21 protein-coding genes are annotated in these 21,425 nt (G+C 70.3%); 2 read left to right on the forward strand and 19 right to left on the reverse strand.

The annotated features are described in order from the left end of the window. Nucleotides 1–105 precede the first annotated feature (105 nt). From ACQP2F_RS33475 to ACQP2F_RS33560, 18 genes are all read right to left on the reverse strand, one after another. Nucleotides 106–1,161: an NlpC/P60 family protein gene (locus ACQP2F_RS33475; protein WP_433294585.1), complete on the reverse strand. Its 1,056-nt coding sequence runs from the start codon at nucleotides 1,159–1,161 to the stop codon at nucleotides 106–108. Then, entirely contained in the window at nucleotides 1,158–1,628 is a 471-nt protein-coding gene (locus tag ACQP2F_RS33480) for a hypothetical protein (RefSeq protein ID WP_433294587.1), read from the reverse strand. The genes ACQP2F_RS33475 and ACQP2F_RS33480 overlap by 4 nt, the downstream gene beginning before the upstream one ends. Continuing rightward, nucleotides 1,625–1,870 (reverse strand): hypothetical protein, encoded by a 246-nt coding sequence (locus ACQP2F_RS33485; RefSeq protein ID WP_433294589.1) that lies wholly within the window; start codon nucleotides 1,868–1,870, stop codon nucleotides 1,625–1,627. Before ACQP2F_RS33485 ends, ACQP2F_RS33480 begins: the two co-directional genes overlap by 4 nt. Then, nucleotides 1,870–2,322: a hypothetical protein gene (locus tag ACQP2F_RS33490; RefSeq protein WP_433294591.1), complete on the reverse strand. Its 453-nt coding sequence runs from the start codon at nucleotides 2,320–2,322 to the stop codon at nucleotides 1,870–1,872. Before ACQP2F_RS33490 ends, ACQP2F_RS33485 begins: the two co-directional genes overlap by 1 nt. Next, nucleotides 2,319–2,981: a hypothetical protein gene (locus ACQP2F_RS33495; RefSeq protein WP_433294593.1), complete on the reverse strand. Its 663-nt coding sequence runs from the start codon at nucleotides 2,979–2,981 to the stop codon at nucleotides 2,319–2,321. Before ACQP2F_RS33495 ends, ACQP2F_RS33490 begins: the two co-directional genes overlap by 4 nt. 1 nt (nucleotide 2,982) lies before the next feature. Then, nucleotides 2,983–4,836 (reverse strand): type IV secretory system conjugative DNA transfer family protein, encoded by a 1,854-nt coding sequence (locus ACQP2F_RS33500; protein ID WP_433307690.1) that lies wholly within the window; start codon nucleotides 4,834–4,836, stop codon nucleotides 2,983–2,985. Further along, the gene (locus ACQP2F_RS33505) at nucleotides 4,836–6,407 is read right to left on the reverse strand and encodes a hypothetical protein (RefSeq protein ID WP_433294595.1); all 1,572 of its coding nucleotides are present in this window, start codon (nucleotides 6,405–6,407) and stop codon (nucleotides 4,836–4,838) included. The genes ACQP2F_RS33500 and ACQP2F_RS33505 overlap by 1 nt, the downstream gene beginning before the upstream one ends. After that, nucleotides 6,404–7,912 (reverse strand): SCO6880 family protein, encoded by a 1,509-nt coding sequence (locus ACQP2F_RS33510; RefSeq protein WP_433294596.1) that lies wholly within the window; start codon nucleotides 7,910–7,912, stop codon nucleotides 6,404–6,406. The genes ACQP2F_RS33505 and ACQP2F_RS33510 overlap by 4 nt, the downstream gene beginning before the upstream one ends. 49 nt (nucleotides 7,913–7,961) lie before the next feature. Continuing rightward, complete coding sequence (locus tag ACQP2F_RS33515; RefSeq protein WP_433294598.1) at nucleotides 7,962–10,043, reverse strand: hypothetical protein; 2,082 nt, start codon at nucleotides 10,041–10,043, stop codon at nucleotides 7,962–7,964. Then, complete coding sequence (locus ACQP2F_RS33520) at nucleotides 10,040–10,390, reverse strand: hypothetical protein (protein WP_433294600.1); 351 nt, start codon at nucleotides 10,388–10,390, stop codon at nucleotides 10,040–10,042. Before ACQP2F_RS33520 ends, ACQP2F_RS33515 begins: the two co-directional genes overlap by 4 nt. Next, nucleotides 10,387–11,244 carry a MinD/ParA family ATP-binding protein gene (locus ACQP2F_RS33525; protein WP_433294602.1) on the reverse strand — a complete coding sequence of 286 codons (858 nt, stop codon included), beginning with the start codon at nucleotides 11,242–11,244 and terminating at the stop codon, nucleotides 10,387–10,389. The genes ACQP2F_RS33520 and ACQP2F_RS33525 overlap by 4 nt, the downstream gene beginning before the upstream one ends. Before the next feature lie 723 nt (nucleotides 11,245–11,967). Continuing rightward, nucleotides 11,968–12,282 carry a hypothetical protein gene (locus ACQP2F_RS33530; RefSeq protein WP_433294603.1) on the reverse strand — a complete coding sequence of 105 codons (315 nt, stop codon included), beginning with the start codon at nucleotides 12,280–12,282 and terminating at the stop codon, nucleotides 11,968–11,970. Between the two features lie 112 nt (nucleotides 12,283–12,394). Next, nucleotides 12,395–13,690 carry a cytochrome P450 gene (locus ACQP2F_RS33535; RefSeq protein WP_433294605.1) on the reverse strand — a complete coding sequence of 432 codons (1,296 nt, stop codon included), beginning with the start codon at nucleotides 13,688–13,690 and terminating at the stop codon, nucleotides 12,395–12,397. A 93-nt stretch (nucleotides 13,691–13,783) separates the two neighbouring features. Beyond that, on the reverse strand, nucleotides 13,784–14,140 hold the full coding sequence (locus tag ACQP2F_RS33540) for a hypothetical protein (protein WP_433294607.1): 357 nt from the start codon (nucleotides 14,138–14,140) through the stop codon (nucleotides 13,784–13,786). 370 nt (nucleotides 14,141–14,510) lie between these two features. Further along, the gene (locus ACQP2F_RS33545; protein WP_433294609.1) at nucleotides 14,511–15,311 is read right to left on the reverse strand and encodes a hypothetical protein; all 801 of its coding nucleotides are present in this window, start codon (nucleotides 15,309–15,311) and stop codon (nucleotides 14,511–14,513) included. A gap of 24 nt (nucleotides 15,312–15,335) precedes the next feature. Next, nucleotides 15,336–16,199: a L,D-transpeptidase family protein gene (locus ACQP2F_RS33550; RefSeq protein WP_433294611.1), complete on the reverse strand. Its 864-nt coding sequence runs from the start codon at nucleotides 16,197–16,199 to the stop codon at nucleotides 15,336–15,338. Continuing rightward, the gene (locus ACQP2F_RS33555) at nucleotides 16,189–18,093 is read right to left on the reverse strand and encodes a S53 family peptidase (RefSeq protein ID WP_433294613.1); all 1,905 of its coding nucleotides are present in this window, start codon (nucleotides 18,091–18,093) and stop codon (nucleotides 16,189–16,191) included. Before ACQP2F_RS33555 ends, ACQP2F_RS33550 begins: the two co-directional genes overlap by 11 nt. A 58-nt stretch (nucleotides 18,094–18,151) precedes the next feature. Next, complete coding sequence (locus ACQP2F_RS33560; RefSeq protein WP_433294615.1) at nucleotides 18,152–18,340, reverse strand: hypothetical protein; 189 nt, start codon at nucleotides 18,338–18,340, stop codon at nucleotides 18,152–18,154. Nucleotides 18,341–18,556: 216 nt separating this feature from the next. Between ACQP2F_RS33560 and ACQP2F_RS33565 the strand changes: the two genes are divergently transcribed. Next, complete coding sequence (locus ACQP2F_RS33565; protein WP_433294617.1) at nucleotides 18,557–19,225, forward strand: hypothetical protein; 669 nt, start codon at nucleotides 18,557–18,559, stop codon at nucleotides 19,223–19,225. A gap of 106 nt (nucleotides 19,226–19,331) precedes the next feature. On the opposite strand, the gene ACQP2F_RS33570 is transcribed toward ACQP2F_RS33565, so the two are convergent. Beyond that, complete coding sequence (locus tag ACQP2F_RS33570) at nucleotides 19,332–19,718, reverse strand: helix-turn-helix domain-containing protein (protein ID WP_433294619.1); 387 nt, start codon at nucleotides 19,716–19,718, stop codon at nucleotides 19,332–19,334. A 778-nt stretch (nucleotides 19,719–20,496) separates the two neighbouring features. On the opposite strand from ACQP2F_RS33570, the gene ACQP2F_RS33575 reads away from it, so the two are divergent. Then, nucleotides 20,497–21,342, forward strand: a complete 846-nt coding sequence (locus ACQP2F_RS33575) for a hypothetical protein (protein WP_433294621.1) — start codon at nucleotides 20,497–20,499, stop codon at nucleotides 21,340–21,342. Nucleotides 21,343–21,425: the final 83 nt, after the last annotated feature.

The following is a 21,425-nucleotide window of genomic DNA, read 5'->3' on the forward strand; positions in this document are numbered from 1 at the left end:
TGAGTGCTTCTCGCCGATGGCACACGAGCGGGTGAAGGGTTGCGTTCGGGGATTCGCCGTGCGCGGGGTTGCGATATATTTCTGGTGGCGTAGGAATGCTTTTGGTCATGTCGAACCGAACCGATACGGGCTCATCGAATACGTGCCGAAATACGGGAAGGGAATGGATCGGTAGTGCGTTCCGCCGTCGCCGGTTTGCTCGTAGCCGTAGTAGCGGTTCATTGAGGCGTCCACCCAGCCGGCGAATAGGACGACATGCCCGCGCAGGTCTGTATCGGGGTTGATCATGAGGTCGCCGGGGCGTAGCTGCGCCTTGGAAATATGTGTTGATCGGTCGGCGAGGTTGACCGTGGTCAGCCCTGGTCCGGGTAGTCCCAGAGCCATGGACACGTAGCCGGAGCAGTCGCGGCGGTAGCCGTGGAACAGGTCGCCCGGTACGTTGCTGGACAGGTAGGGAACCGGGCCGCCGTTCCAGGCCGTCAACCACGTTTTAGCGCGCTGGAAAACAGCGCCTATTCCGACACAGGAATCGTCGGGGCTGCTCGACGGGGTGGCGGTCGCCGGGCAGACGCTCTCACACTGGTCGCTGTCGCCGATAATCGCGGTCGAATTTCCTGAAGCGACGGCGGTCACGACCTGCTGGGCGTCGGTTTCATAATCGGCATATCGGTCCGGGAATGCCGATTTCTGCACGGCCTGAGCGGCCTCGGTCAAGGGCAGCGTCTGCCAGTTCTTCACCTGGGTCAGGGCGGCATAAAACTTCGTCGAGGCGTAGACGGGGTCGACGAGTTGGGCTGGCGTTCCCCACCCCTTGCTGGGGCGTTGCTGGAAGAGCCCGACCGAGTCGTGGTCGGTGACAGTGCTGGAGTTGATGAGCCGGGATTCGGTCATCGCCGTGGCGACCGCAATGACCCAGCCGCGTGCCGGGATCTGGCGGCGTTGGCCGACGGCGACGATGATCGCGGCGTTGTCGGTCTGGCTGCCGTTCCACTTCCCGACCGGGCCCGGGTGATCGAGCAGCACGACCTGGCCGCTGCCGCCACCCGCGGTCGGCGTACACGCATCCGCGGCGCCGGTGTCGGCGATCACGGTGAGCAGCGGCAGCCCGCAGAACATGGCGACGACGACGGCGATCACGGTGAGCCAGGTCTTCGGTTTCATCGCAGGCCGATCCCGCTCACGGTGGCCACCAGCCACCGGCCGCCGGCCGCGACGGCCGTGACACGGACGGTTCCGGCGTCGGTGGGGACGTCGGCGATCAGCTCTTGCGGGGTCGACGCACGCACTACTAGCCCGCCGGTGACCAGGTGGGCCGGGACGTTCGCCGGGTCGACGGTGGCCAGCATCCGGGCGTAGGCCGAGTTGGCAAGACCGCGGACTCCCGCGTACCAGACCTGCTGGTCGAGGCCGGGACGGGCCCAGGCGTGCACGAAGCGCAGCACCGTGTCCGTGGCCGCTTTCGAGGGGCTGATTGTTATGGGCGCGTTCGGGCCGTTGCCGGTGTCCGCGCTGGCCGGCGGCGCGGGCGGCCAGCTGACCGGGCCCTGCCCAGGACGCGGGTGCGGCGCGCAGCCGGCCGCCGCCACCACACTGGCGAGGACGACCGCGATCAGGGCGTGGCGCTTCACTGCGGGTCCTGGGTGTCGGGCCAGCCGCCGAGGGCGTGGTTGGCGAGCGCGGCCATCCCGCGTAGTCGGGTGTGCAGGTCGCGCAGCGCGGCGTTTCGGCCGATCGGCCCGCGGCGCACGTCGGCGCCGTCGAGCGCATCGGTGAGGGCTTCGGTGCGCTCGCGGAGCTCGCGCAGGGTGTGTTCGTACGCGTCGGCGTCGTCGCTGGCGGACGTGGTGTCGGTGAGGGCGAGGCTGGTCATCAGCCGTCCACCCCCAGGTCGGGGTCGTAGTCGCCGTCGAGGTCGCCGTCGCTCTCGTAGTCCAGGCGACGCTGATCCTCGATGTCCTGTTCGACCTCGTCGTCGTAGGCGTCGGCATCCAGCAACTGCTGGCGGCGCTCCAGCTCGGCGTTTTCGGCTTCCGTAAAGGGATCGGTGGCCTGGTCAGGGTCGGACACGGGTTCCTCCGTCTCAGATGGGGTGGCGTCGTGCTGCGGGTCTTGCGGCTGCACGTCGTCCGGGGCGGGCTGCGCGGTGGCCGACGTCTCGGGCTCCGCGCCCGGGTCTTCGGTCTCGCCGTCGCTGGGCTCCGCGTCATCGCCGGGATCGGTGATGCGCAGGTAGAGGGCGTCGATCTGCTCGTTGAACTCGCGCAGGTTCTGCGTCAGCAGCGCCCAGTCGGCGCGGGAGGTGATCTCTGCGGGCTGCGTCACGGCGACCACTCCTGACCTTCAGCGCCGTCGCCTGGTTGCTCGCGCTCGGCGCCGCCGGTGGCGTGGCCGGGATTCGGCTGGTGGCGGGCGGCCAGGTCGGCGGTGGCGGTTTCCTGGGCGTCGGTGAGCCACTGGCTGGGCCAGACCAGTTCGTGGCTGCGGTCGGTGTGCACGCCGGTGCGGCACCGGGTCAGGTCGTCGAAGTCGCGCAGCCGGATCCGGGCACGGCCGAGGCGTTCGTGCCACACCAGCGGTGCGTCCGCCGGGGCTGCCTCGTCGTAGGCGTCGTGCCACGCCGCCGCGAGTGCGGTCAGCTCTTCGATCAGGGGCGGATGCTGCGGCCAGCAGGGCGGGATTTCCTCGGCGAGTTGGTAGCGCTCGACCATCCAGCCGGTCCAGTCGATCAGCCAGCCCCACACGTCGGCGCCGGCCGGGCGGTCCAGCTCTCGCCAGCGCAGCGGCCACGGCACGCTCGCCGGGGCCTTGCGCGGCCGCCCACCAGTTTTGGCCTGGGCGGCGACCTGCTCGGCAAGGTCGAGGTGCAGCCGGTGCAGTTCGTCGACGGCTTCGGTGAGCCGGCGCAGCCCGGCGCCCAGTTCGGCGACGGCGGCCATATCCGGCGGGGCATCCTCCGGCAGCGTGAAGGCGAAGTCGTCCATGTCAGGCCGCCTTCGCGATCATCGCCTGGAACGCTTCGCGGCCCTCTTGCAGTTCACCGGCGTCGGGCCGCTGCCACCAGGACGGCACGTCAAGCTCGACCGGCGGCAGCGTCCCGACCAGCGCGATCGCGCGGCCTTCGGGCAGCGTCCGCAAGTCGGCCAGGTCCAGCAGATGCTCCCGGCGCGTGCTTTCCGACACCGATGCCCGGCCGCCGCCCCACGAGTTGCTGGAGGAAACTTCGCGGACCTGCCCGATCAGCGCCTGCATGTCGCGCAGTGCGGCGGCGTCGGTGGACCCGCCGACGATCAGCCGGGCGGACGCCGAATCCGAGATCGAGCGGCCGCCTTTGTCGCCCCACCGCTCCAGCAACTGGTGCAAGTTCTGGGTGAAGACGTCGACCGAGATACCGGAGCCGCCGCCCTCGTTCATCAGCGACGACAGGCTCGGCAGCGGCGCGATGTTCGCGACCTCGTCCAGCACGCAGTACAGAGCGGGTTCGATGCGGCCGCCCGGCGCCGTCAACGCAAGCTTCTTGGCCTGGTAGAGGATGTCCTCGGACACCGCCGCGAGCAGCGGGGCGATCAGGGCCTGAGCGTCGCGGGTGCCGACCAGATATAAGGTGCCGGACTCGCGGAGCCAGTCGACCGGCCGGAACTGCGTCCCCCGCGGCGGGCTGCACGCGGCCAGCACGCGCGGATCGTTGAAGGCGTCAAGGGCGCCAGCGACCACGCTTTGGACGGTGTCGCGGGCCCGGCCGGTGGTTTCGCGGTGCCGGGCGAGCCGGTCCGCCCAGCTGGCCACGCCGTGATGGCGCAGAATCCGCTCGGGCCGGGAGTTGGCCGGGGCCTGCGACCACGCCAGGACGTCAGTCATGGTCGCGTGCTCGTCCAGCGCGGCGGCGTGCAGCAGCGCCCGCAGGATCGTGGCGGCCTGGTCGCGGAACCAGCGGCCGTTCTCCACGCTCTCGTCGCCGATGCCGGAGCCACTGGCGAAGCCCTGGGCGCGCAGCATGGCGACGATCTGATCGTCGGCGCCCTCGATCGGTGACCAGCGCATCCGCGGCACCCCGGGGATCTCGCCCTGTGGTTCGAAGATGTAGGTCGGGCCGAGCTGCGAACGCCGGGTGTAGGTGACCTCGGCGACGTCCAGCCGGGTGGACGTGGTCAGGACCGCGCCGCGCGCGTCGGCCACCCGGGGGATCACGTGCCGGGTGGTTTTACCGCCAACCCTCGGGGGTGCCGCGGCCAGCAGCGTGTATTCGTTCGCCAGATACAGCGGTTGCCGGCTGACGGTCTGCGTGCCGAGGAACCGGCCGACCTCGAGTGGATCGCTGCGGCGGGCCGTCTTGCTGCTGCGGGTGACCTCGGTGTCGCCGTCGCGGACCGTCAGGCCGGGCCGGACCACGTCCACCCGGGCCCGGACGGCGTCTGCGGACAGCAGGGCGTCGACCTGGGCGCGGCTGGCGAACCCGGGGCGGCGGATCCGCGTGCGAGCCACCCGCAGCGCGGCGGCGGCGACGCTGAGAGTGGAGGACGCGAACAGCAGCGCCCACAGCGGCAGCAGCCAGCCCACGGCGATGTCGGCGCGCGCCGCGCTCGGCCAGGCGTCCGCCGGATGCCGGTGGTGCGCGACGACGCCGAACGCGATCCGCAGCGCGTCGGCCGGGCTGGCGGCGGGCCAGCCGTGCCCGGTGATCAGCCCGGACAGCTGCCCGGCCAGCCACAGCGACCCGACCGCGAACACGAACAGCAGCGCGAAAACCGCGAGCAGGGCGACCCGGACGGCGATGTCGGCGCGGGTGACGCCTTCGCGGGGCAGGTGGTGCCCCGGCGACGACAGCGGGGGCCGGCGCATCACGCGGCCTGCCCGTCGGCGAGGGCTTCGAGCCGCGATTCGTACGCCTGCGCCGACAACACATCCGGGTCGTCGGGGGTTTCCATCCGGCTGTCGGTGTGCACCATCGCCGTCTCGACCTGTGACAGCTGGTGTTTGACGACGTAGCTGCGGGTGCCGATCTTCCACAGGCCGACGCCCTGGTGTAGAAAGCGCAGCAGGTCGGTCTCCACGTCGGAAGTGCCCAGGAACTCGCGGGCCTGCTCGACGCTGCCGGTGGCCTGCCGGTAGGAGACGCGCACCCCGGAGTCCTCGATCAAACCCCGGGCGATGCGCACCTGCTCGGAGTCCGCCGACCCCGACGCGGCCAGGTCCGAGAACCGGTGGAACGCCAAGACGTTCGCGATACCGAGAGCGCGGGCGAGTTTCAGCTGCTCACGCATGCGCCGTACCAGAGGCAGGTGGCGGGCGATCAGGGCGAACTCGTCGTAGATGCATACCCTCGGCGGGGCGTCGGGGTGCGAGAGTTCGGCCTCCAGCCAGCTTTGGGCGCAGGTCATTGCCATCGCGGTCATCTGATCGCTGGCGCGGATCGTGCGCAGGTCCAGGATCGCGCCCGGCTGGTCGAAGTCGAGGCGCGCGCTGGAGGAGGCCGGTCCGTCGAAGATGCCGCCCAGGGCGCCGGAGATGAGCCGTTCCAGGGCCAGGCGTACGCGCCGTGAATCGGAGACGAACGTGTCGACCGGGTAGGAGAGGTGCTCGAGGCGGTGCTGCCACAGATCGGGCCGGCCCATGGCGGCCAGCACCGATGACAGGGTGGGGGTGGCCATCCGTGTGGCGCTGGCATCGTCGGTGCGGGTGACCGCGTCGACGGCGTATTCGACCAGGGAGCGCTCGGCCTCGCTGAGCTGGTCGGCGAGCTGGATCTCCAGGAGACCTTCGAGCAGCAGCAGCCGCCGCGAGCGTTGCAGCTCCAGCCATTGCTGTTCGCTCTGGGCCTGGTTGCGGCGGATCCCGGCCAGGGGGTTCATGACGACCCCGAGCCCGGGCCCGACCTGCACCGGTGTGATGCCCGACAGGTCGGCGAGCTGGTCGTACTCGCCCTTGAGGTCGGTGACGTAGAAACGGGTACCGAACGGGACACCCCGGAAGGCGAGCGTCTTGAGCAGCGAGCTTTTCGCCGTGCCGATCTCCCCGGTCACGACGAGGTTGGGGGCGGTCACCACTTTGGCGCGGTACAGCTCGTGCAGGCTGAAAGTGAACGCCGACCTGCTGTAGACCTCGGTGCCGATCAGCGGCCCGTCGACCGGAAGCCCGGGATCCGAGACGAGCGGGTAGACGGAGCACAGCTGGGCGGTCGTGGTGACCAGCGGCGGAAGCCGCAGCTGGTGCACGACCCGGCCGGCGGCGCGGCCGTAGCCGCCCCGCGACCCGGCCGGGGGCAGCCCGAGGTACTTCTCCCGCACCCGCGCCAAGGCGCGTTGCTCACGCTTGAGGTTCTTGCGGGCGTGGGTGACGTCGCGTTCGGCCGCTTTCTCGGCGATGCGGTCGGCCAGTGACCCTTCCCGGCGCAACTTCTGCGGGGCGCTCATGCCGACCACCCGCGCATCGGCTTCAGCCCGCGGGCCAGCGGCAGCGCCCCGGCCAGGAACGCTTGGTCCTGTTCACCGGCCAGACTCACGGCCTCGCACCCGGCGCGCGACAGCAGGCGTTTGACGGCGCCGACGTCACGTTCAAGGGTCTTCGCCGTGCGTGCCGTGACGGTGACCAGCAGGGCGTAGCGGTAGCGGACGTGGCCGCGGGCCTGTTCCCGGTCGATCTGCTCGACCGCCCGGGCCTCGTCGTCCTCCCGCGCGGTGCGGACCAGCCGCAGTTTGCGCTGGGTCAGCTCGTCCCCGGCGCGGGCGACCTTGTCGCGGCGCGACGCCAGCTGCGCGAGAGCGGCGGGGACCGGTTGGGCGACCAGGGTGACGGTGCGGCGGCAGGTCGTGCGGGTGTAGAGCGGGGTGAGCCAGGTGCCGGCCACGCTCTGGCGGGGCATCTGCGCCACCCACAGGGTGCGCGAGAACGCGGAGTCGTGCTGGTAGGTGTTCCAGCCGACGGTGCGGGCGGCGATCGGCCCGGCCAGCCGGGGCTCCACACCCGGTGCCGCACCCGCGCCCGTGGTGCGGGCGGCGCCACGCAGGTCGACGGCCTCCTGGTCGTCGGGATCCCACTGGGTGCGGATGACGGCCGCGTAGGCGCGGGGGGACAGCCAGCCGCCGGTGGTCACCCCGGCTTCGGCGACGGTGGCCTCGATGCCGGTCAGCCGGTCGAGCACGACCGCGGCGATCGCGGTGTCGGTGCCACCCGCGTCGTTGATCTCGGCGGACAGTTTCGCGATGTCGAACACGACGGTGAGCAGGGTTTCGTGGCGTTGCGCGGCCGGGGCCGCGGCGGCGGTGAGCTGCGCGAGCGACTGGTAGGCGAGACTGTCGGTGTCGACGGCCCGGTTGAGCAGGTAGCGCTGGGCGCGGTTGCCGGTGTCCGGGACGGCCCGGCTGGTCAGCGACCAGCGCACCAGGCCCGAGTCGGCGTACTCCGAACCCAAAATCTGCAGGACCAAGGCCCAGTCGGTCAGCCGGCGGTCCTGCACGTCCCGGTCGGCCAGGATCAGGTTCGCGCCGGAGCAGGACAGGGCTGCCGTGACGGTGCGCTCACGGCGGTGGTGCAGCAACCCGACCTGGGTGGTGCCGTCAGCGGCGATCCCGGTCATCCACCGATATCCAGCCGCCGGGCCGGGCAGGTCCATGAAGTCGGGATTCGCCGAGTACGGGCCACCGCGGTACTGGTGCTGCCCAGCCCGGGTCTGCAGCAGCGCACCCGCCACAACCGGCAGCCATTCGGTGATGCGGCGGCCTTTGAGCCGCAGCAACCCGAGGACGATCAGCAGCACGCAGGCGGCGAACGCGGTGATCGCCGTCGCGCGGTGCCCGGCGGCCAGCAGGTTCAGGCCGGCCACCGCGGCGATGATCCCGGCGACAACCAGGAAGATCTGGGACCAGGCGAACCCCAGCACAGCGCCTTTGCTGCTCCTCGGCGGGAATTGGAACTGCATCGAAAACTCCTCACGCGTGTGGGTGGAAAGCCGGGGTTGTCGGGCCGGGTCACAGCGGCACGGGCGGGATGTCAGCGACGGCGGCTGCCCCTCCGGTGCTCGCGCCGGATTCGCCGGCCGCGGCGGTCTTGCCGCCGCCCTCGGCCGGCGGTGAGGCCCCGGTGTCACCGGCCCCCGCCGAGTCGCCACCGCCACTGGGTGCGCCGCCGCTGGGGGGCGCACCGTTGCTGAGCGGCGCGCCACCGGTTGCCGGGTTGTCGGGCGCCACGCCCGGCTGCGGCACCAGCGGTGTACTGCCGTCGGCGCCGCTGGTATCGCCCGGCGCGGTCAGCTCGCCCGCGGCGACGTCGTGCCGGGCGCTGCGCAGCCCCTGCTCGACCCCGTCGGCCTCGTCCGCATTGGGCTGGCCGGCCCCGGAGTCGCCCTGCTCGCCGTCGGTTCCACTGGTGGAGTCCGTGCCGGTGGTGGCGCTCGGGTCGCCGACCTTGCCGCCGTCCGCGCCAGTGGCCGCGGCGTCGGCGGCCTCGGTCTCCGGGCCGTCGTCGGTACCGGCGGCCTCGCCGAGCGGGTTGCCGGGGGTGGTGGGCATGACAGCGCTGTTGGCCGACATCACCGACGCGGCGCCCGAACCCGGCCCTTGTCCCTCGCCGCCGGAGCCTCCGTCGCCGTCCGCGGAAGGACTGTTGGCGTTCCAGCCGTCCATGAAGGAGCCGCCGAGCCCGACCGGATCCGCCGACGAGATCAGACCGTGCGCGTTGACGTCGGACAGGTAGCCGTCCACCATCGCCGTCAGCCGCAGCAGGATGTACGGGCAGAACAGCATCAGCCAGATCAGCAGGACGGCTTTCAGGCCCGTCCACAGATCGGATTCGTCGGCCGCGCGGCTGCCGTAGACCCACAGGGCCGCGATCGCGAACTTCGACGAGGCCAGGGCGTTGACGGTCCAGAACCAGCGGCGGCCCCAGTGCCGGGTCTCGTTCATGGCCTGCCCGGCCATCGCCCACGCGCCGAACAGGGCCGCGCCGGTCGCCAGGATGCCGCGGAAGAGCATCATCACGAATAGCGGGATCAGCCCGAGCAACGCCATGATCGACAGCACGAACGCGACGAACATCGTCGAGGTGTCGCCGGCCAGCGCGGTGAACGCGTTGCTCCACTGGCGGCCGTCGAAGGTGGTCGCGGCGTTGTGGTCCAGCAGTGCGTTGGTGGCCTGGTCCCACGCGCCGACGATCGTGTAGGCGATCCCGCCGGCGAAGGTCACGCCGAGGATCGCGCGCACGAGACCGCCGAGGGTCGACAGCGGACCCGGCCCGGTGCCGACGCGCAGCCCGTTGATGATCGTCGAGAGGATGAAGAAGATGAAGATCAGCAGGACCAGGACGCCCGCGACCGAGTTGTAGGTGAAGTAGAACGCCTGGTCAGGGGCGGCGATCGCCGTGGTGCTGAACACCCATTCCGCGATCTTGGACAGCAGGAAAACCACGCCCTGCACGCACAGGTCGATCAGGCCCTCGATCCCGGACCGAATGCCTTCCTGGGCGCCTTTGGATACCTGGCAGGGCACGTCGATCGTGCCGCAGTCCACCGTTGGTCGCGGGTCATAGGACTGCGCCGCCCACGCGGCTGCCTGGCTCAGGCAGGCGTAGTACTTGGTCATCCACGGCGATTGCTGGCCGTCGGTGCCCGGACTGTATAGCTGGTTGCAGTTGACGAGTGCTTTCAGGCCGTTGGTGCTCGGGCCGTCGCCCAGCACCGATGGCGTGCCCGCCTTCGGGGTGCCCGCGAGGCTGACCGAGGCGGCCCAGCAACTCTCCCGGTCCTTGTCATCGGTGGCCTTGGAGCAGTCGGTGACCCAGTGCGACTTCGCGCCCGACGGCGGGGTGGCGACGTGGACCGCCCACGGCATACACCACGCGACGTGGCCCGGGGCTTTTGCCGCGCAGTCGGCGCCGGCCGTCGCTGATGGGCTCGGCCCCGGGACCGGTGCCGCGGCGGCTCGGCGTGCGCCGGAGGTCAGGATCAGGGCGAGCGCCACGACGACGGCGAGTGCACCGGCGACAATCCGCGTCCGCAGGACGCGGCGGGCACGGTTGCGGTGGCGGGGTGGCGCCGGTACCAGCAGGGCGCTCACTGGATCAGCAGCCAGGCGATGATGCTGGTCGCCGACCCCACGACGATCGCGACCAGGCCGGCCTTCCACATCATGGATTTGCCGCGGTCGCTGATGATGTGGGCGCCGAAAATCGGGCCCACGCCGAACGCGATCGCTCCGGCCACCAGCCCGCAGAGGGCGGCTACGACGCCCAGGAACAGGGCCGCATTGGCGAGCTTGTAGAACAGGTCTGCCTTCGGGACGGCGGCCGGATCGGGGTGGACCTGGTTCCAGTCGAAGCCGGTCGAGGTCGGCGTCGGGTCACCCGCCGCCCGCACCTGCATGGTGCTGGCCTGCGTCGCGAACCACGCCATCGCGGGTGTCACGACGCACCCACGATCACGCCGGTCAGCGGGGCCGTGCAGCGGTGCAGGATGTCGGCGGCCAGTTCCAGCAGCGCGCGGCGGGTCGCCCTCGCGAGGCGCCGGGCGTCGATCGGTGCCGCGTCGGCCAGCATCGGGTCGTACGGGATGGCGTGTACGGCGGCGGCCACGCTGCCCGCTTGCCGCAGCACCGCCCGCACGTCGCCGGAGGTCCGCGGGGAGGTGGACACGACCACGAGCAGCGGCGCGGCCGGCGCCTGCGGTGTGCGGTCGCTGCGCTGGTAGGCGATCAGACGCAGGGTGTGCTGGATGCTTTCCGCGGTCGCGCGGGCGACCAGCAGCGCCGCTGAAGCGCCGGCCTGGGCTCGCCAGACGCCGCGGGCCTCGGCCGTCATCAGATCGAGCAGCACCAGCGGATACAGGGTGCGCAGCGTGTCGGCGACGGCCAGCGCCTCGTGGTGCGCCGGCGGGTGTCGGTGCGAGGTGACCTCGACTTCACCGGCCAGGGCCAGCAGACCACTCGGGCCGCGGCGCGTCCACCGTTCAACTTCGGTGCGGCTGCCCAGGCGGGGCAGTTCACGTACGGCGTCCCAGACGGTTCCCGACCCCGGGCCGACGCGTTCGCCCAGGCCGCCCCACGGGCGGGGGTTGGCGTCGACCGCGACCACCGGGTCAGGGGTGGCCAGCGCCAGCAGGCTGCCGAGCGCGGCCACCACGGTGGAGCGGCCGACGCCGCCGTCGGCGGAGGAGACCGCCAGCAGAGCGCCCGTGGGTAGCGCGGCCGCGTCGCGCCACGCCTGTTCGGCGAGCTCGGCTGGCCTGAACTCGTGTGGTACCGGCCTCGGCTGCGGCGCCACGCGCTGATGAGCAGCGGCACGGATGTCCGCAAGCGCGGGCGGCGGTGGTAGCGCAGCAGGGTAGGACGGGGTCGTCTCGGCGAGTTCGAGTGCGCCGGTCGGTGCCGACGCGGCGGTTGGCGGCATGTCTCTCCCAGGAACTGGTCGCTGGAACCCGCGAGCCAGCCGCGCCTGCCAGGCGTGACGGGGCTGCTGGTGCGGGCCCGGCCGTAGCGGCGGCCGGGTGATCGAGCGAGTCGGACCTGCGAGTACGCCGACAGAATCTGGCGGTCAGTGGCCGATTCCAGGGAGCCGGCATTTACAGATTCGATCGTTTCCCGATCACCATTCGACCGTGCCCGGTAATCCGCGATTTGGGGAGAGGTAATGGGGTTGACAGGGGTTGACGGGGGTTGACGGGATTACCTCGAGCTGAGCTGAAGCGTGTGTTTCCCGGGTCCCCGGATAGCCCGCTTATCGTTCATTCAGGAATGAACGATTACGACACCACGTAGCTGCTTTAATTTCGGGGAGCGGCGCGACGGCCGTGCCGGATGGGAAGAGGATCGCAGGCGCGTCGACCCGCCAGCATGCCGCCCATCCGCTGCACGCCTGCTCGACGTCTTTGCTGACGACCGCCTATGCAGGGGCATGGCTATTCGGACGTCTTCGCGTCAGCCAAGGCCGTGTCCGGCCACTGGCGGCGATAGGGAGCCGATGTGGTCGGCAGTACGGGAAGGTCAATCAGAGTGGATTGTTCCGGTCGCGTCCCGCGCCCGGAGGCGCTACGCCGGCGATGGAAGCGTAGGCCTGCAGGACAGCCACGCCGACGAGGACAAGCATCGATGTGGTGGCGATAATCCAGAGCAGTCCTGAGGTGATGAATTCGATTATTTTTAACGTTGTCGACTTGTCGCCGCTGTCGGGTTGGGGGCGCGGCAGCAGAACACCGATGATTGCGGCTGCAGCGGCGGCGGAGACAAGATTGATGACGGCCCGTAGAAGCAGCTTCCGCGCGGCGCGGTACAGCCGGTAGGGGACCGGCCTCAGCGGCCTCATCGCGGTCGCTGTCGGCGCACGGCGCGGCCTGCTGCGGCGAGGACGGCGCGCAGCAGATTCTCCATCACGCCGGTGGCCCGGTGCCGGCCACGGCGGCGGAACCCGAGCGCTCTCATCGGCACCTCGCCGGTGAGAGCGCCTCATGTGCGACCGGGCAGTTGGAGGGGCCGAGGGTGGCGGGAAGCGCGGTGTGCTGGCGCAGGCTTGTGCTCGGCCGGTACCTGCGCGTGTATCCCGGGGCGAGCATCAGGTCGGGCAGGCGCCGGGCCAGGGCGGACAGGCCGGTAGTGATCTGCAGCCTGGCCAGGGCGGCTCCGAGGCAGGAGTGAGCTGCGGTGCCGAAGCTCAGGTGCTGGCTCAGCCGCGCACGAACGGGCTGGAACGTGTCCGGTTGCTCGAAGATGTGGCTGTCGTGGTTGGCCGCGCCGATCAGGACCAGGCAGCGAGATCCCGCCGGGATGACGGTGCCGGCCAGGTCGACATCGGTGGTGGTGATGCGATGTAGGGCGTCGACGGCCGGGCTGTGGCGCAGTGTTTCCTCGGTGTGCAGGACGGCGTAATGCTCGTCGACGGCCAGCCGCGCCCACCGGCCGCGGTCAGCGAGGGCGTGCTCGAGAGCCTGCGCGAGGGCGGCGGCGGTGCTTTCCCAGCCGGCCAGCAACAGGGTGAGGATCTGCGCGGCGGTCTCGGGCAGGGTGAGGCGGTGGTCGTCGCCGTTGCGGTAGCGCAGCAGGTCGGCGATGAGGCCGTCGCGTTGCTCGTCGAGGTCGACGTCGGCGCGCAGCTCGACCAGGTCGCGGCAGAAGTCCCACAGGGCCAGCAGCCCGTTGGCGGCGCTGATCTGCTCGTCGTCGTCGAGCCGGCCCCACATCAGGGCGGCGAAGTTGTCGGCCCAGGCGGCGATGCGGGCGTAGTCGTCGGTGGGGATGCCGAGGATGTCGAGCATCACCAGCAGCGGGAGTCGGGAGCTGACCAGCTCGACCAGGTCGACGTCGGGCCAGGCCGTCGCGGTGATGTGGTGGGCAAGATGATCGGCCAGTTGGTCGGCGCGGTGGCGTACGAGGTGGCCCCACTGCTGCTCGGCGCGGGCCGCGCTGGTGGCGAAGACGGTGGCCAGCGGCGCTCGGACGCCTGCGTGGCGGGGCGGATCGGCGGTGACGGCGACGGTCGGGACGTCAAGCCGGTCGAGGATCGCCGCGGCGTCGGCGTTCAGTGCGACGGCAGGCGTCAGGGCGATGGCGCTGGAAAATCGGCGGGTGTCGGTGAGCACCGTGCGGGCGAGGTCGTGGCCGGCGATGAGCCATAGGCCAAGCTCGGGTTCGTAGCTGACACGGTCACCGCTGTCGAGCAGGCGCCGCCACAGCGAGGCGGGATCGTGGCTGTAGGCGTGGGCGGGTTCGAAGCGCATGGGCGGGCTCCTAGGCAACGTACGAGGAGGTGTATGCGGCGCGCGAACGGGGGGTCGTGCTGGTCAGGTGCCGTCGGGGGTGCGCTTGCCGGGCTAGGGATGGTGTCGGCGCGGGACGCGCAGCATCGGGTGCACGAGCGGGCCGTCGGGCAGCACGTAGGGCTCGACGTGCCGGTAGCCGTGCGCGCGCAGCAGGTCCAGTTCGGTGTCGGTGGTGGCCTCGGCGGCGGCCAGCGCTCCGGCCGCGTCCAGCTGCGCGTGCCGGTGGTGCAGCAGGGCGTCGAGCCGCTGCGCGTGGTGCGGGCCGGCGGCGGCGCCGAGGTGGGTGAGGTGGTGGTGCTGCACCGGGAAGCGGTGGTGGCTGGCCACGTGATCGACCATCAGCATGTCGAGTCCGGCCAGCCCGCACGCGGCGGTGATACGTCGTTCGTAGTCGAGCGGGTCGGGCATCGTGGCGGTGCGGTCCAGCCAGACGGCAACACCGCTGCGGTCGGCGAGCAGGTCGACGGCACCGTAGTCGAGGGCGTGCTCGCTCCAGATGCGGTACCAGGCGTGCAGCAGCCGGGGGCGTTCGTCGATGTCGGGTGCGACCAGCGGGCGATCGGGTGGTCGTGGTAGGCGGCGGCCAGCACCGCGGCGACGGTGTCAAGGTCGTCGGCGGTGGCCGCAATGACGGCGGGCGGGCCGCCGGAGGATGTCATCGGTCAAAGCCCTTCTCGAGGCCGGGTGTGACTGCTTCGGGGTGGGCCCCGGCCCGCGCGCTGCGCTTAGGCGGCGCGGGCCGGGGCTCTTATCCCCCCGGAGGAAGGCTTCGGTGTGCTCAGCCGGTGACGGGTTCGTGGGTGGTGTGCGGCGTCGGCGCCGGGGCCGGTGACGTCGCAGTGCTGGTGCTGCCGCTGGCGCTCCTGCCGTTGGTGCTGCTGCCCCCATTGGTCTCGCTGCCGGTCTTGCCGGTGGGGGTGGTGGTCGGCTTCTTGGTCGTCGGCTTCGAGGTCGGCTTGTGGGTGCTGGTGGGCGACGGCTTGGCCGTGTGCGATTTGGTCGGCGTCGGGCTGTGGGTGGGGGTGCTGGTGACCGGAGCGCAGGTCGCCGACGCGATGTTGATGGTCGACGCTTCGGCGCCCCTGGCACCGTTGATGTGGACCTGCATGCCGATCACGGTGGTCGAGCCGTCGCTGTTTTTGATGTGCACGTCGTAGGCGATCGAGCCCTTCTTGCCCAGCGAGCCGGAGGTGCCCGACGCCGACGACGACACGCTGCCTTTGCTGCAGGTGGCGGTCACGCTGGAGGCGTGGACGAGTCCGTCGAAGGCGGAGAATCCGGAGACTTTCGCGGAGGCTTTCCCGCCGCCGGCGGACACCGAGGCCGAGCTGATGGAGATGGTGCCGTCGGAGGAGCGGGCGCTGCCGGAGCCGGTGCGGGTGCTGCCGTTGGTGCTGGACACCGATGGTTTGGCCGAGATGGGGGCGGCTCCGTGGGCGGAGATGCCGTAGGCGGCGTCGTGGTAGCCGCTGGCCGCGCGGGCTGCGGTGGTGTCGGCCCAGAACGGGGCGGTGGCGGCGGCACCGGCGGTGGTGATGGCGAGCGCGGAGGCCGCGATGCGGACGTGGTGCACGGTCATGGAGGGGTGTTCCTTCCTTCAGGGTTATCGGTCGATGCGGATTAGGGAGCCGAGCGGGACGGGCGCGATGGCGCGCAGGGCGGCCGCCGGGACGCGGATGCAGCCGTGGCTGGCTCGCGGTGCGCTGGCGGTGGGCCAGGTGTGGATGCCGACGGTCCCGGGGCCGCCGGCGTAGGTGTCCAGGGCGGTGCTGTGGGTGCCCAGGGTGTAGATCAGCGGGGAGGACGTCTGCTGCGGGTCGCGGATAACGGCCAGCAGGAAGGTGCGTCCGGTCGGGGTGGGGGTGCGGTCGGTGCCGGTCGATACCGTCCACGACCCGGTGATGCGGCCGCCGCGGACGAGCTGCAGCTGGTTGGCGCCCAGGTGGATGCGGATTTCGTCGTTGCTGCGGGCCAGAGTGATCTGGTCGGTGGATAGCCAGCCCGTCGACCCGTTGGGTCGCGAGGGCAGCAGCACCTGCACCCAGCCGGCCTGCTGGCCGATGACCGGCAGCCAGGTGTCGGCGCCGAGCTGCGTGACCGGCAGTCTCGCGAACGGCCGTGCGCCCGCGGTGGCGAAAACGGCGACCGGCTGCCGGTTGTGGGCGACCACGCCGGCGGTGTCGTCGCCGCGGTGCGCATCGTGCGGTGCTGCGGCGATGGTGGCGTCGGTGGTGGCGGCCGGGAGTTTCGCCAGTTGCTGGGCGGAGACGAACGGCACCGGGATCGGCGGTGAGGTGTCCACCGGGATCTGGCTGGTCGAGCTGTGCGGCACCGCGCGAAGCTGCGGGGTTGCGCCGCGCCCGAAGATCAGCGCCGCGGCGGCGGCCAGCAGCAGGACGACGATGACCGTCACCGTCAGGCCCTGCTGGTGGCGCGCTGCCGGTTCGGCGGGTCGGTCAGCCGACATCGGTCAGGAACGTTTTGCCGGGCGTACCGAGGCCGGTCACGGTGTCGTAGCCGGTGCCGGTCGTCAGGGATTCGGGGGTGGCGTCGACGTCGACCAGGTAGTTGCCGTTCGCGTGTTCGGCGTCCAGGCCGGGGGTCCAGATGCCGGCGGCGACGTGCTTCACGTCGGCCGTCGTGGTCTTGCCCGCTGTGGCGTTGGCGTACAGCAGCGGGCTCAGCAGCCCGATGTCGCTGCCGCTGCCGGCCTTGGCCTGCGCGAGCGCGGCCAGGGCGGCGACGATCGGCGTGGCCAGCGAGGTGCCACCGACCGGGCCGGCCGCGTACTGGCCGCCGTCGGTGGTGCCAATCGTGAACCCGGTGTAGGGGTCGGCGAGCGCGGAGAGGTCCGGGACGGCGCGTTTGCTGCCGGAGATCCTGCTCTGCCAGGTGGGCTTGTCGAAGTGGGTCGAGCGGCCGCCGCCGGCTCCGCCGATGAACGCCGGCGACAGCCGCGTCCACGCCCCGCCGGAGAGGGTATTTCCGGCGTCTTCCCAGCCGGTCTGCCACAGCACTGTGTTGGTGGAGCTCAGCGCGCTGGTGGTGCCGCCGACCGCCGTGGCCCATGGCGAGGAGGCGGGAAACGACACCTGCGGGCTGCTGGCCCCGGTCGCGGTGGTGGTGTCGCCGTAGTCGCCGGAGGCCACGTAGGTGCCGATGCCCAGGATCGCCGCGCGGGCGAGCAGCGAGTTCACCGCGCTCAGGTAGGCGGTGTCCGACGGTTCGGCCAGTACGCCCCACGAGTTCGACACGATCGTCGGCGACAGGGCGGTGTCGGCGATGACCCCGGCAAGGGTCTCCTCCAGTTGCGTGCAGTCCCCGGCCTCGGCGTAGACAATCTTCGCGGCCGGAGCGATGGTGTGCACGGTCTGCACGTCCAGGGCCTGTTCCATGCCCCACGTCGACTCGTCGCATCCGCTGGCGCCGGTGTTACCGGTGTAGGACTTGACCGCATACCGGCTGGCCGGCAGCGTCGCGATCCCGTTCGCGGCGAACGTCTTGTCCGCGTCCGCGAGCGTCGAGGTCCGGTTGTAGGCGCCGACGATGACAATGGTCTGACCGGCGCCGGTGTCCGTGGCGCCCAGGCCGTACAGGGCGCGCAGCTGCGTACCGGTGTAGCCGCACAGCTGGTTCGATTGCTGCCCGGCCGGATACTTCTGCGGCACCGTCGTGGTGTTGTACGCCGCCCAGTACGGAGAGCAGTACTTCCCGTCCTGCGCACTGGCGGCCGGTCGGCCCGCGCAGACCGCCGCGCCGGCGCGGGAGGTGACCTTCGCCGGCGTGATCGCGGACAAGCAGCTGGCTGCGCGGTTCGGCCCGGAACCGGGGAGCGCGAGCATCGGCTTGGCGACCTGCGGCGTCAGGCCCCCGATGGCGGACACATCCGCTGTCAGCGCCGCCGGAATCTTCAGCGCACCAGCGGTGCGTACGCGTACCCCGGACCGGACTCTGGTGTGCAGCGTGACCGCGAACGCCTTCTGCACGTTCGCCGCTGATCCGGTGACGGTCAGCCGTGTTCCGGTGGCGTCGAGGCCGTCGACGTTCAGGCCGGCCCTGCGTGCCCATGAGGTCACGCGAGCGACCCGGGAGGCGGGGGCACCGAATCGGGAGTGGACCTGGGCGAAGGTCAGGTACCTGCGGTAGTCGGAGGTGCCCGGCGTGACAGCTGCCGTGGCGTACTTCTGCACCTCGCCTTCGGTCCGGGCTCCGGTCAGGGTCAGCGCGACCGTGATCGGCGGATCCGCCGTCGCGCTCGCGCCGACATCCGGGGCGGCCGACGCGCTGGCGGCGGGTACCGCCAGCAGGACGGCTGGCAGCAGCACACCGACCAGCCGCGGTAGGGCACGAAGAACTCGCATGAAGACGATCCCTTGTTCTCGTCCGGGCACCCAGGCCGCGGATATCCGACAGACGTGATCAGCACGCGTCGCCGACGAGCCGGCCGACTTCCGCCAAGCGGCAGGCCACCACCAGACGCCGCCGCAAGACCCGGCGACGGGCGTCCGGCGGCAGAGCCGCGACGGCGAGCGACACCATGCCGGCCGTTGCCTCTGACCTGCTTCGATCGCAGGAAACCGCTTCGAGGCGTCGCTGTCGTTCGATCACGTTTCGACCTTTGTGGATCGCCAGTCGAATCGATAGACCGCAAGGGGTTGATGGGGGTTGACGGGGGTTGACGGGGTTGACGGGCGTCAATGGTGCGTTACTGCGCGCGGAGCGTCGCTTGACGCGGCATCGAGCAACCCGATACACAGCTACTGCACAGCATCGTTTGACATTTACAGACATCTCTATAACGTGAGCACGCGGGGGCCTTGACGCATGGCGGTAGCGACGGGAGCGTTACTCGAAGAGGGTTTGGGTGCGGGTCTGCCCCGCGCCGTCCGGGAGGCGCTGATCGACATCGGGATCGTCTGCAACGACGCGGCGCTCGCTCTGAACGCAGCTCAGGTCGAGCTCTCGCGCGTGCACTGCGCGCGCGACGTGCTGCATTCCGGCTCATCCGGTTTCGCGTGGCGCGCTCAGCAGGTCGACGACATGGCGAAATGCGTCGACGCCCACCGTGACCGGCTCGCGGTCATCCTCGCCCGTAGCGCCGCCTGGTACGCCGTCTACGCGTCCCAGGTCGCAACGCAAGTCGTCCGCGGCGACCCGCCGACGCCTCCGACCAGAGACGTGGTGTTGCCGTCCAAGCTGATTGACGACGCGGAACGGCTCCTGCCGTCGATCACCTTCCGCGTCACGCATGCGTCCTTGACCGACCAGAACAACGATGTCGCGGCGGCGCGGCGGGCCCTGTTCACTGTCATCGACGACCACCGGCGTGCCGGCTCAGCAGCCCGCTACGACGATCCGTACGCAGCAGAGCAGAATGCTCGCTGCTTCGCCGGGGAAGCCACTGAGTTCCCCGACGCATTGCTCGCTTACGCCTCCACACTCACGTGGGCGCTAGGCGTCTACACGGGCGTTATCGCGTCGGGCCGCGACTGAGAAAGGCGCGTAGAGCGGTGACTCGGAGCGGCCGAGCTGCCGCCGAGGGCGCCACGCCGCGGTGTATTGAAGGCCCCGCCAGGCCAGCCACACCGCTTGGGCGCCATCACCAGATGACGTCGGGATCCACCGTCAGCCCCAGATCGGCAACTTGGCACCCCAGCGCATCGGCCAGCAATCGCCGGTTGCGGTCGTCGGGCACGATCTCGTCGTTTTCCCATCGGCTGATCATGGACTTCAATGAACTCGCTGTTGCTGTCCGACCCTTGTGCTGTCGGCCAACGAGGACCATCCGGCCGGCCAACTGCGGTAGCGACCAATCCCGCGCCTTACGAATACGCCGCAGCCGCCGGAAGAAGGGCAACTGCTCCCAGTCCGGCTCCTGGCGCAGCTGATCAAGCAATTCATTAGATGAGGTGGCTGGCTCTGCTGGCTCGTCGCCGTCCGAGCCTGCCTGCTCGGTGCCGGCACTGCCGGTCTTCACCGTGAGCACCCGCCCACGACAGCGCTGCGCCTTATCGCCCGACGCATCCGCGGCCCGAACCGTTCTTCTCAGAACTTCGGTTGACACTCCATTCCCCCGTTTCGATGTCAACGTGTGGTCACCCGCCGACACGGCGAGCAGCAGTCGCAGGCCCCGGGAGCTCGCCGCGGCGCAGAAGGGGCTGATCGCATCGGCCGCTCCCGGCCGCACGCGCAGCTTCGGCCAGCGGCGGCAAGTCGGTGAACGCGAAGTCCCGGTGCGGGGTGCGCCACCCAAGCGGTCGATAGGACTCTTGTCACCGAGATCACACGACACGAGTTGCCACCAGGAGCGTGACCCTAAGTGATCACAGGCGCTGGTCCGCGAGATCCACGACACACCCGGCTCAGGCGTCGCGCCACCCTCGAGCACTGCGTCAAGCTTCGCCCGTTCGGCACCGCGTCCCACCTCAACTCCCCCCTACGGGCCGTCGGATCTCCTCGTAACCGCGCTGGACACAGTGGTTCTTGAAGATCGACAGTCCGACGCCTTTGACCGGCGGGCATAGCGTGCACCCTGCGAAGATCAATGACCAGACAGCGAGGACTACCCACAGTGGCCACTGTAGGTGGAAATCAGAAACAAAAGTTACAGATAGTTGCGGTGGCGGAGACGCACCGGCCACCGTCGAACACCTGACCTCACGAAAAGGGGGGCCCGGCCCTACATCGACACTGCTACGTTCGACGCTTGCTCGCGCCGCATGGCCTGCTCATGCGTTGCAAGGTAACGGCTTCACGGGGGAAGCGTGACTCCTGAGACAGACCTGCCCTCTACCCAAACGCCCACGCCCAACATCAGCGAACAACTCGCACACGCCACTCGATCATGGCGCGAGCGCCTCGACCCGCCAGCCCAGAAAGCCCGCCCGGGCTCCCGGCGCCGCACCGACATCGTCACCCAGGAACAGTTCGCCAGCATGATCGGCTACACCGTCGGCTGGTACCGAAACCTCGAACTCGGCGAGCAAGCCGGATACAGCGACGAATTCCTGGAGGCCGTCGCCGCCGGCTACCGGCTCAATCCCGACGAGAAACGGCTGCTGTTCCTGCTGAGCACCGGCCGCGAGCCCAACGCACCTCATGACGCCAGTCGCGTCACGGCCATCGATGCCCTGCAACAGTTCCTGGACGCCCAACCGTGGCCAGCGTTCGTCTACACCGATGCTTGGGAGATCATCTCGACCAACGACCACATGCGTGCCTGGTTCAAGTGGGCCGTCCCCGGAGCGAACGTCATGAAGTGGATCTTCACTTCCGACGAGGCTCGGACCCATCTGCATCGGTGGAGCGACGATTGGGCACCGCTGATGATTTCCAAGATGCGATTGGCGCTCGCTCGCTCGCCTGAGAACACGGCCGTCGCCGACCTCATCACCGAGATCGTCCAAGTCAACCGCGACGCGCGCCGACTCTGGAGAGTCCCCGAGTCCCAAGCAACAGTGGATGCGCCCCGCCGATCGCTGAACCTTCCATACCACGGCAAGATCCAGCCGATCAGCGTCATCGCCTTCGACCTGCTCGACCCGCCGCACGCCAGAATGGCCGCAATCATCCCGCGCCCCCCAACGGCCCGCGACGCCGTCGGCTCCTGACAGCCGTCGCTTCCAGGCCCCGAACAAAGGTGCCTGGCGGATCAGACCCGGTGAACCTCCGTGGTCAACGCACTAGGGATGTT

This window comes from Actinoplanes sp. CA-030573 (assembly GCF_050951115.1).
Classification (GTDB): Bacteria; Actinomycetota; Actinomycetes; order Mycobacteriales; family Micromonosporaceae; genus Actinoplanes.

Bases quoted from the DNA above. Each gene is read 5' to 3' on its own strand.
- ACQP2F_RS33475 (WP_433294585.1), bottom strand. From the start codon at position 1,161: ATGAAACCGAAGACCTGGCTCACCGTGATCGCCGTCGTCGTCGCCATG.
- ACQP2F_RS33485 (WP_433294589.1), bottom strand. From the start codon at position 1,870: ATGACCAGCCTCGCCCTCACCGACACCACGTCCGCCAGCGACGACGCC.
- ACQP2F_RS33495 (WP_433294593.1), bottom strand. From the start codon at position 2,981: ATGGACGACTTCGCCTTCACGCTGCCGGAGGATGCCCCGCCGGATATG.
- ACQP2F_RS33500 (WP_433307690.1), bottom strand. From the start codon at position 4,836: ATGCGCCGGCCCCCGCTGTCGTCGCCGGGGCACCACCTGCCCCGCGAA.
- ACQP2F_RS33505 (WP_433294595.1), bottom strand. From the start codon at position 6,407: ATGAGCGCCCCGCAGAAGTTGCGCCGGGAAGGGTCACTGGCCGACCGC.
- ACQP2F_RS33510 (WP_433294596.1), bottom strand. From the start codon at position 7,912: ATGCAGTTCCAATTCCCGCCGAGGAGCAGCAAAGGCGCTGTGCTGGGG.
- ACQP2F_RS33530 (WP_433294603.1), bottom strand. From the start codon at position 12,282: ATGAGGCCGCTGAGGCCGGTCCCCTACCGGCTGTACCGCGCCGCGCGG.
- ACQP2F_RS33535 (WP_433294605.1), bottom strand. From the start codon at position 13,690: ATGCGCTTCGAACCCGCCCACGCCTACAGCCACGATCCCGCCTCGCTG.
- ACQP2F_RS33540 (WP_433294607.1), bottom strand. From the start codon at position 14,140: ATGCCCGACCCGCTCGACTACGAACGACGTATCACCGCCGCGTGCGGG.
- ACQP2F_RS33545 (WP_433294609.1), bottom strand. From the start codon at position 15,311: ATGACCGTGCACCACGTCCGCATCGCGGCCTCCGCGCTCGCCATCACC.
- ACQP2F_RS33550 (WP_433294611.1), bottom strand. From the start codon at position 16,199: ATGTCGGCTGACCGACCCGCCGAACCGGCAGCGCGCCACCAGCAGGGC.
- ACQP2F_RS33555 (WP_433294613.1), bottom strand. From the start codon at position 18,093: ATGCGAGTTCTTCGTGCCCTACCGCGGCTGGTCGGTGTGCTGCTGCCA.
- ACQP2F_RS33565 (WP_433294617.1), top strand. From the start codon at position 18,557: ATGGCGGTAGCGACGGGAGCGTTACTCGAAGAGGGTTTGGGTGCGGGT.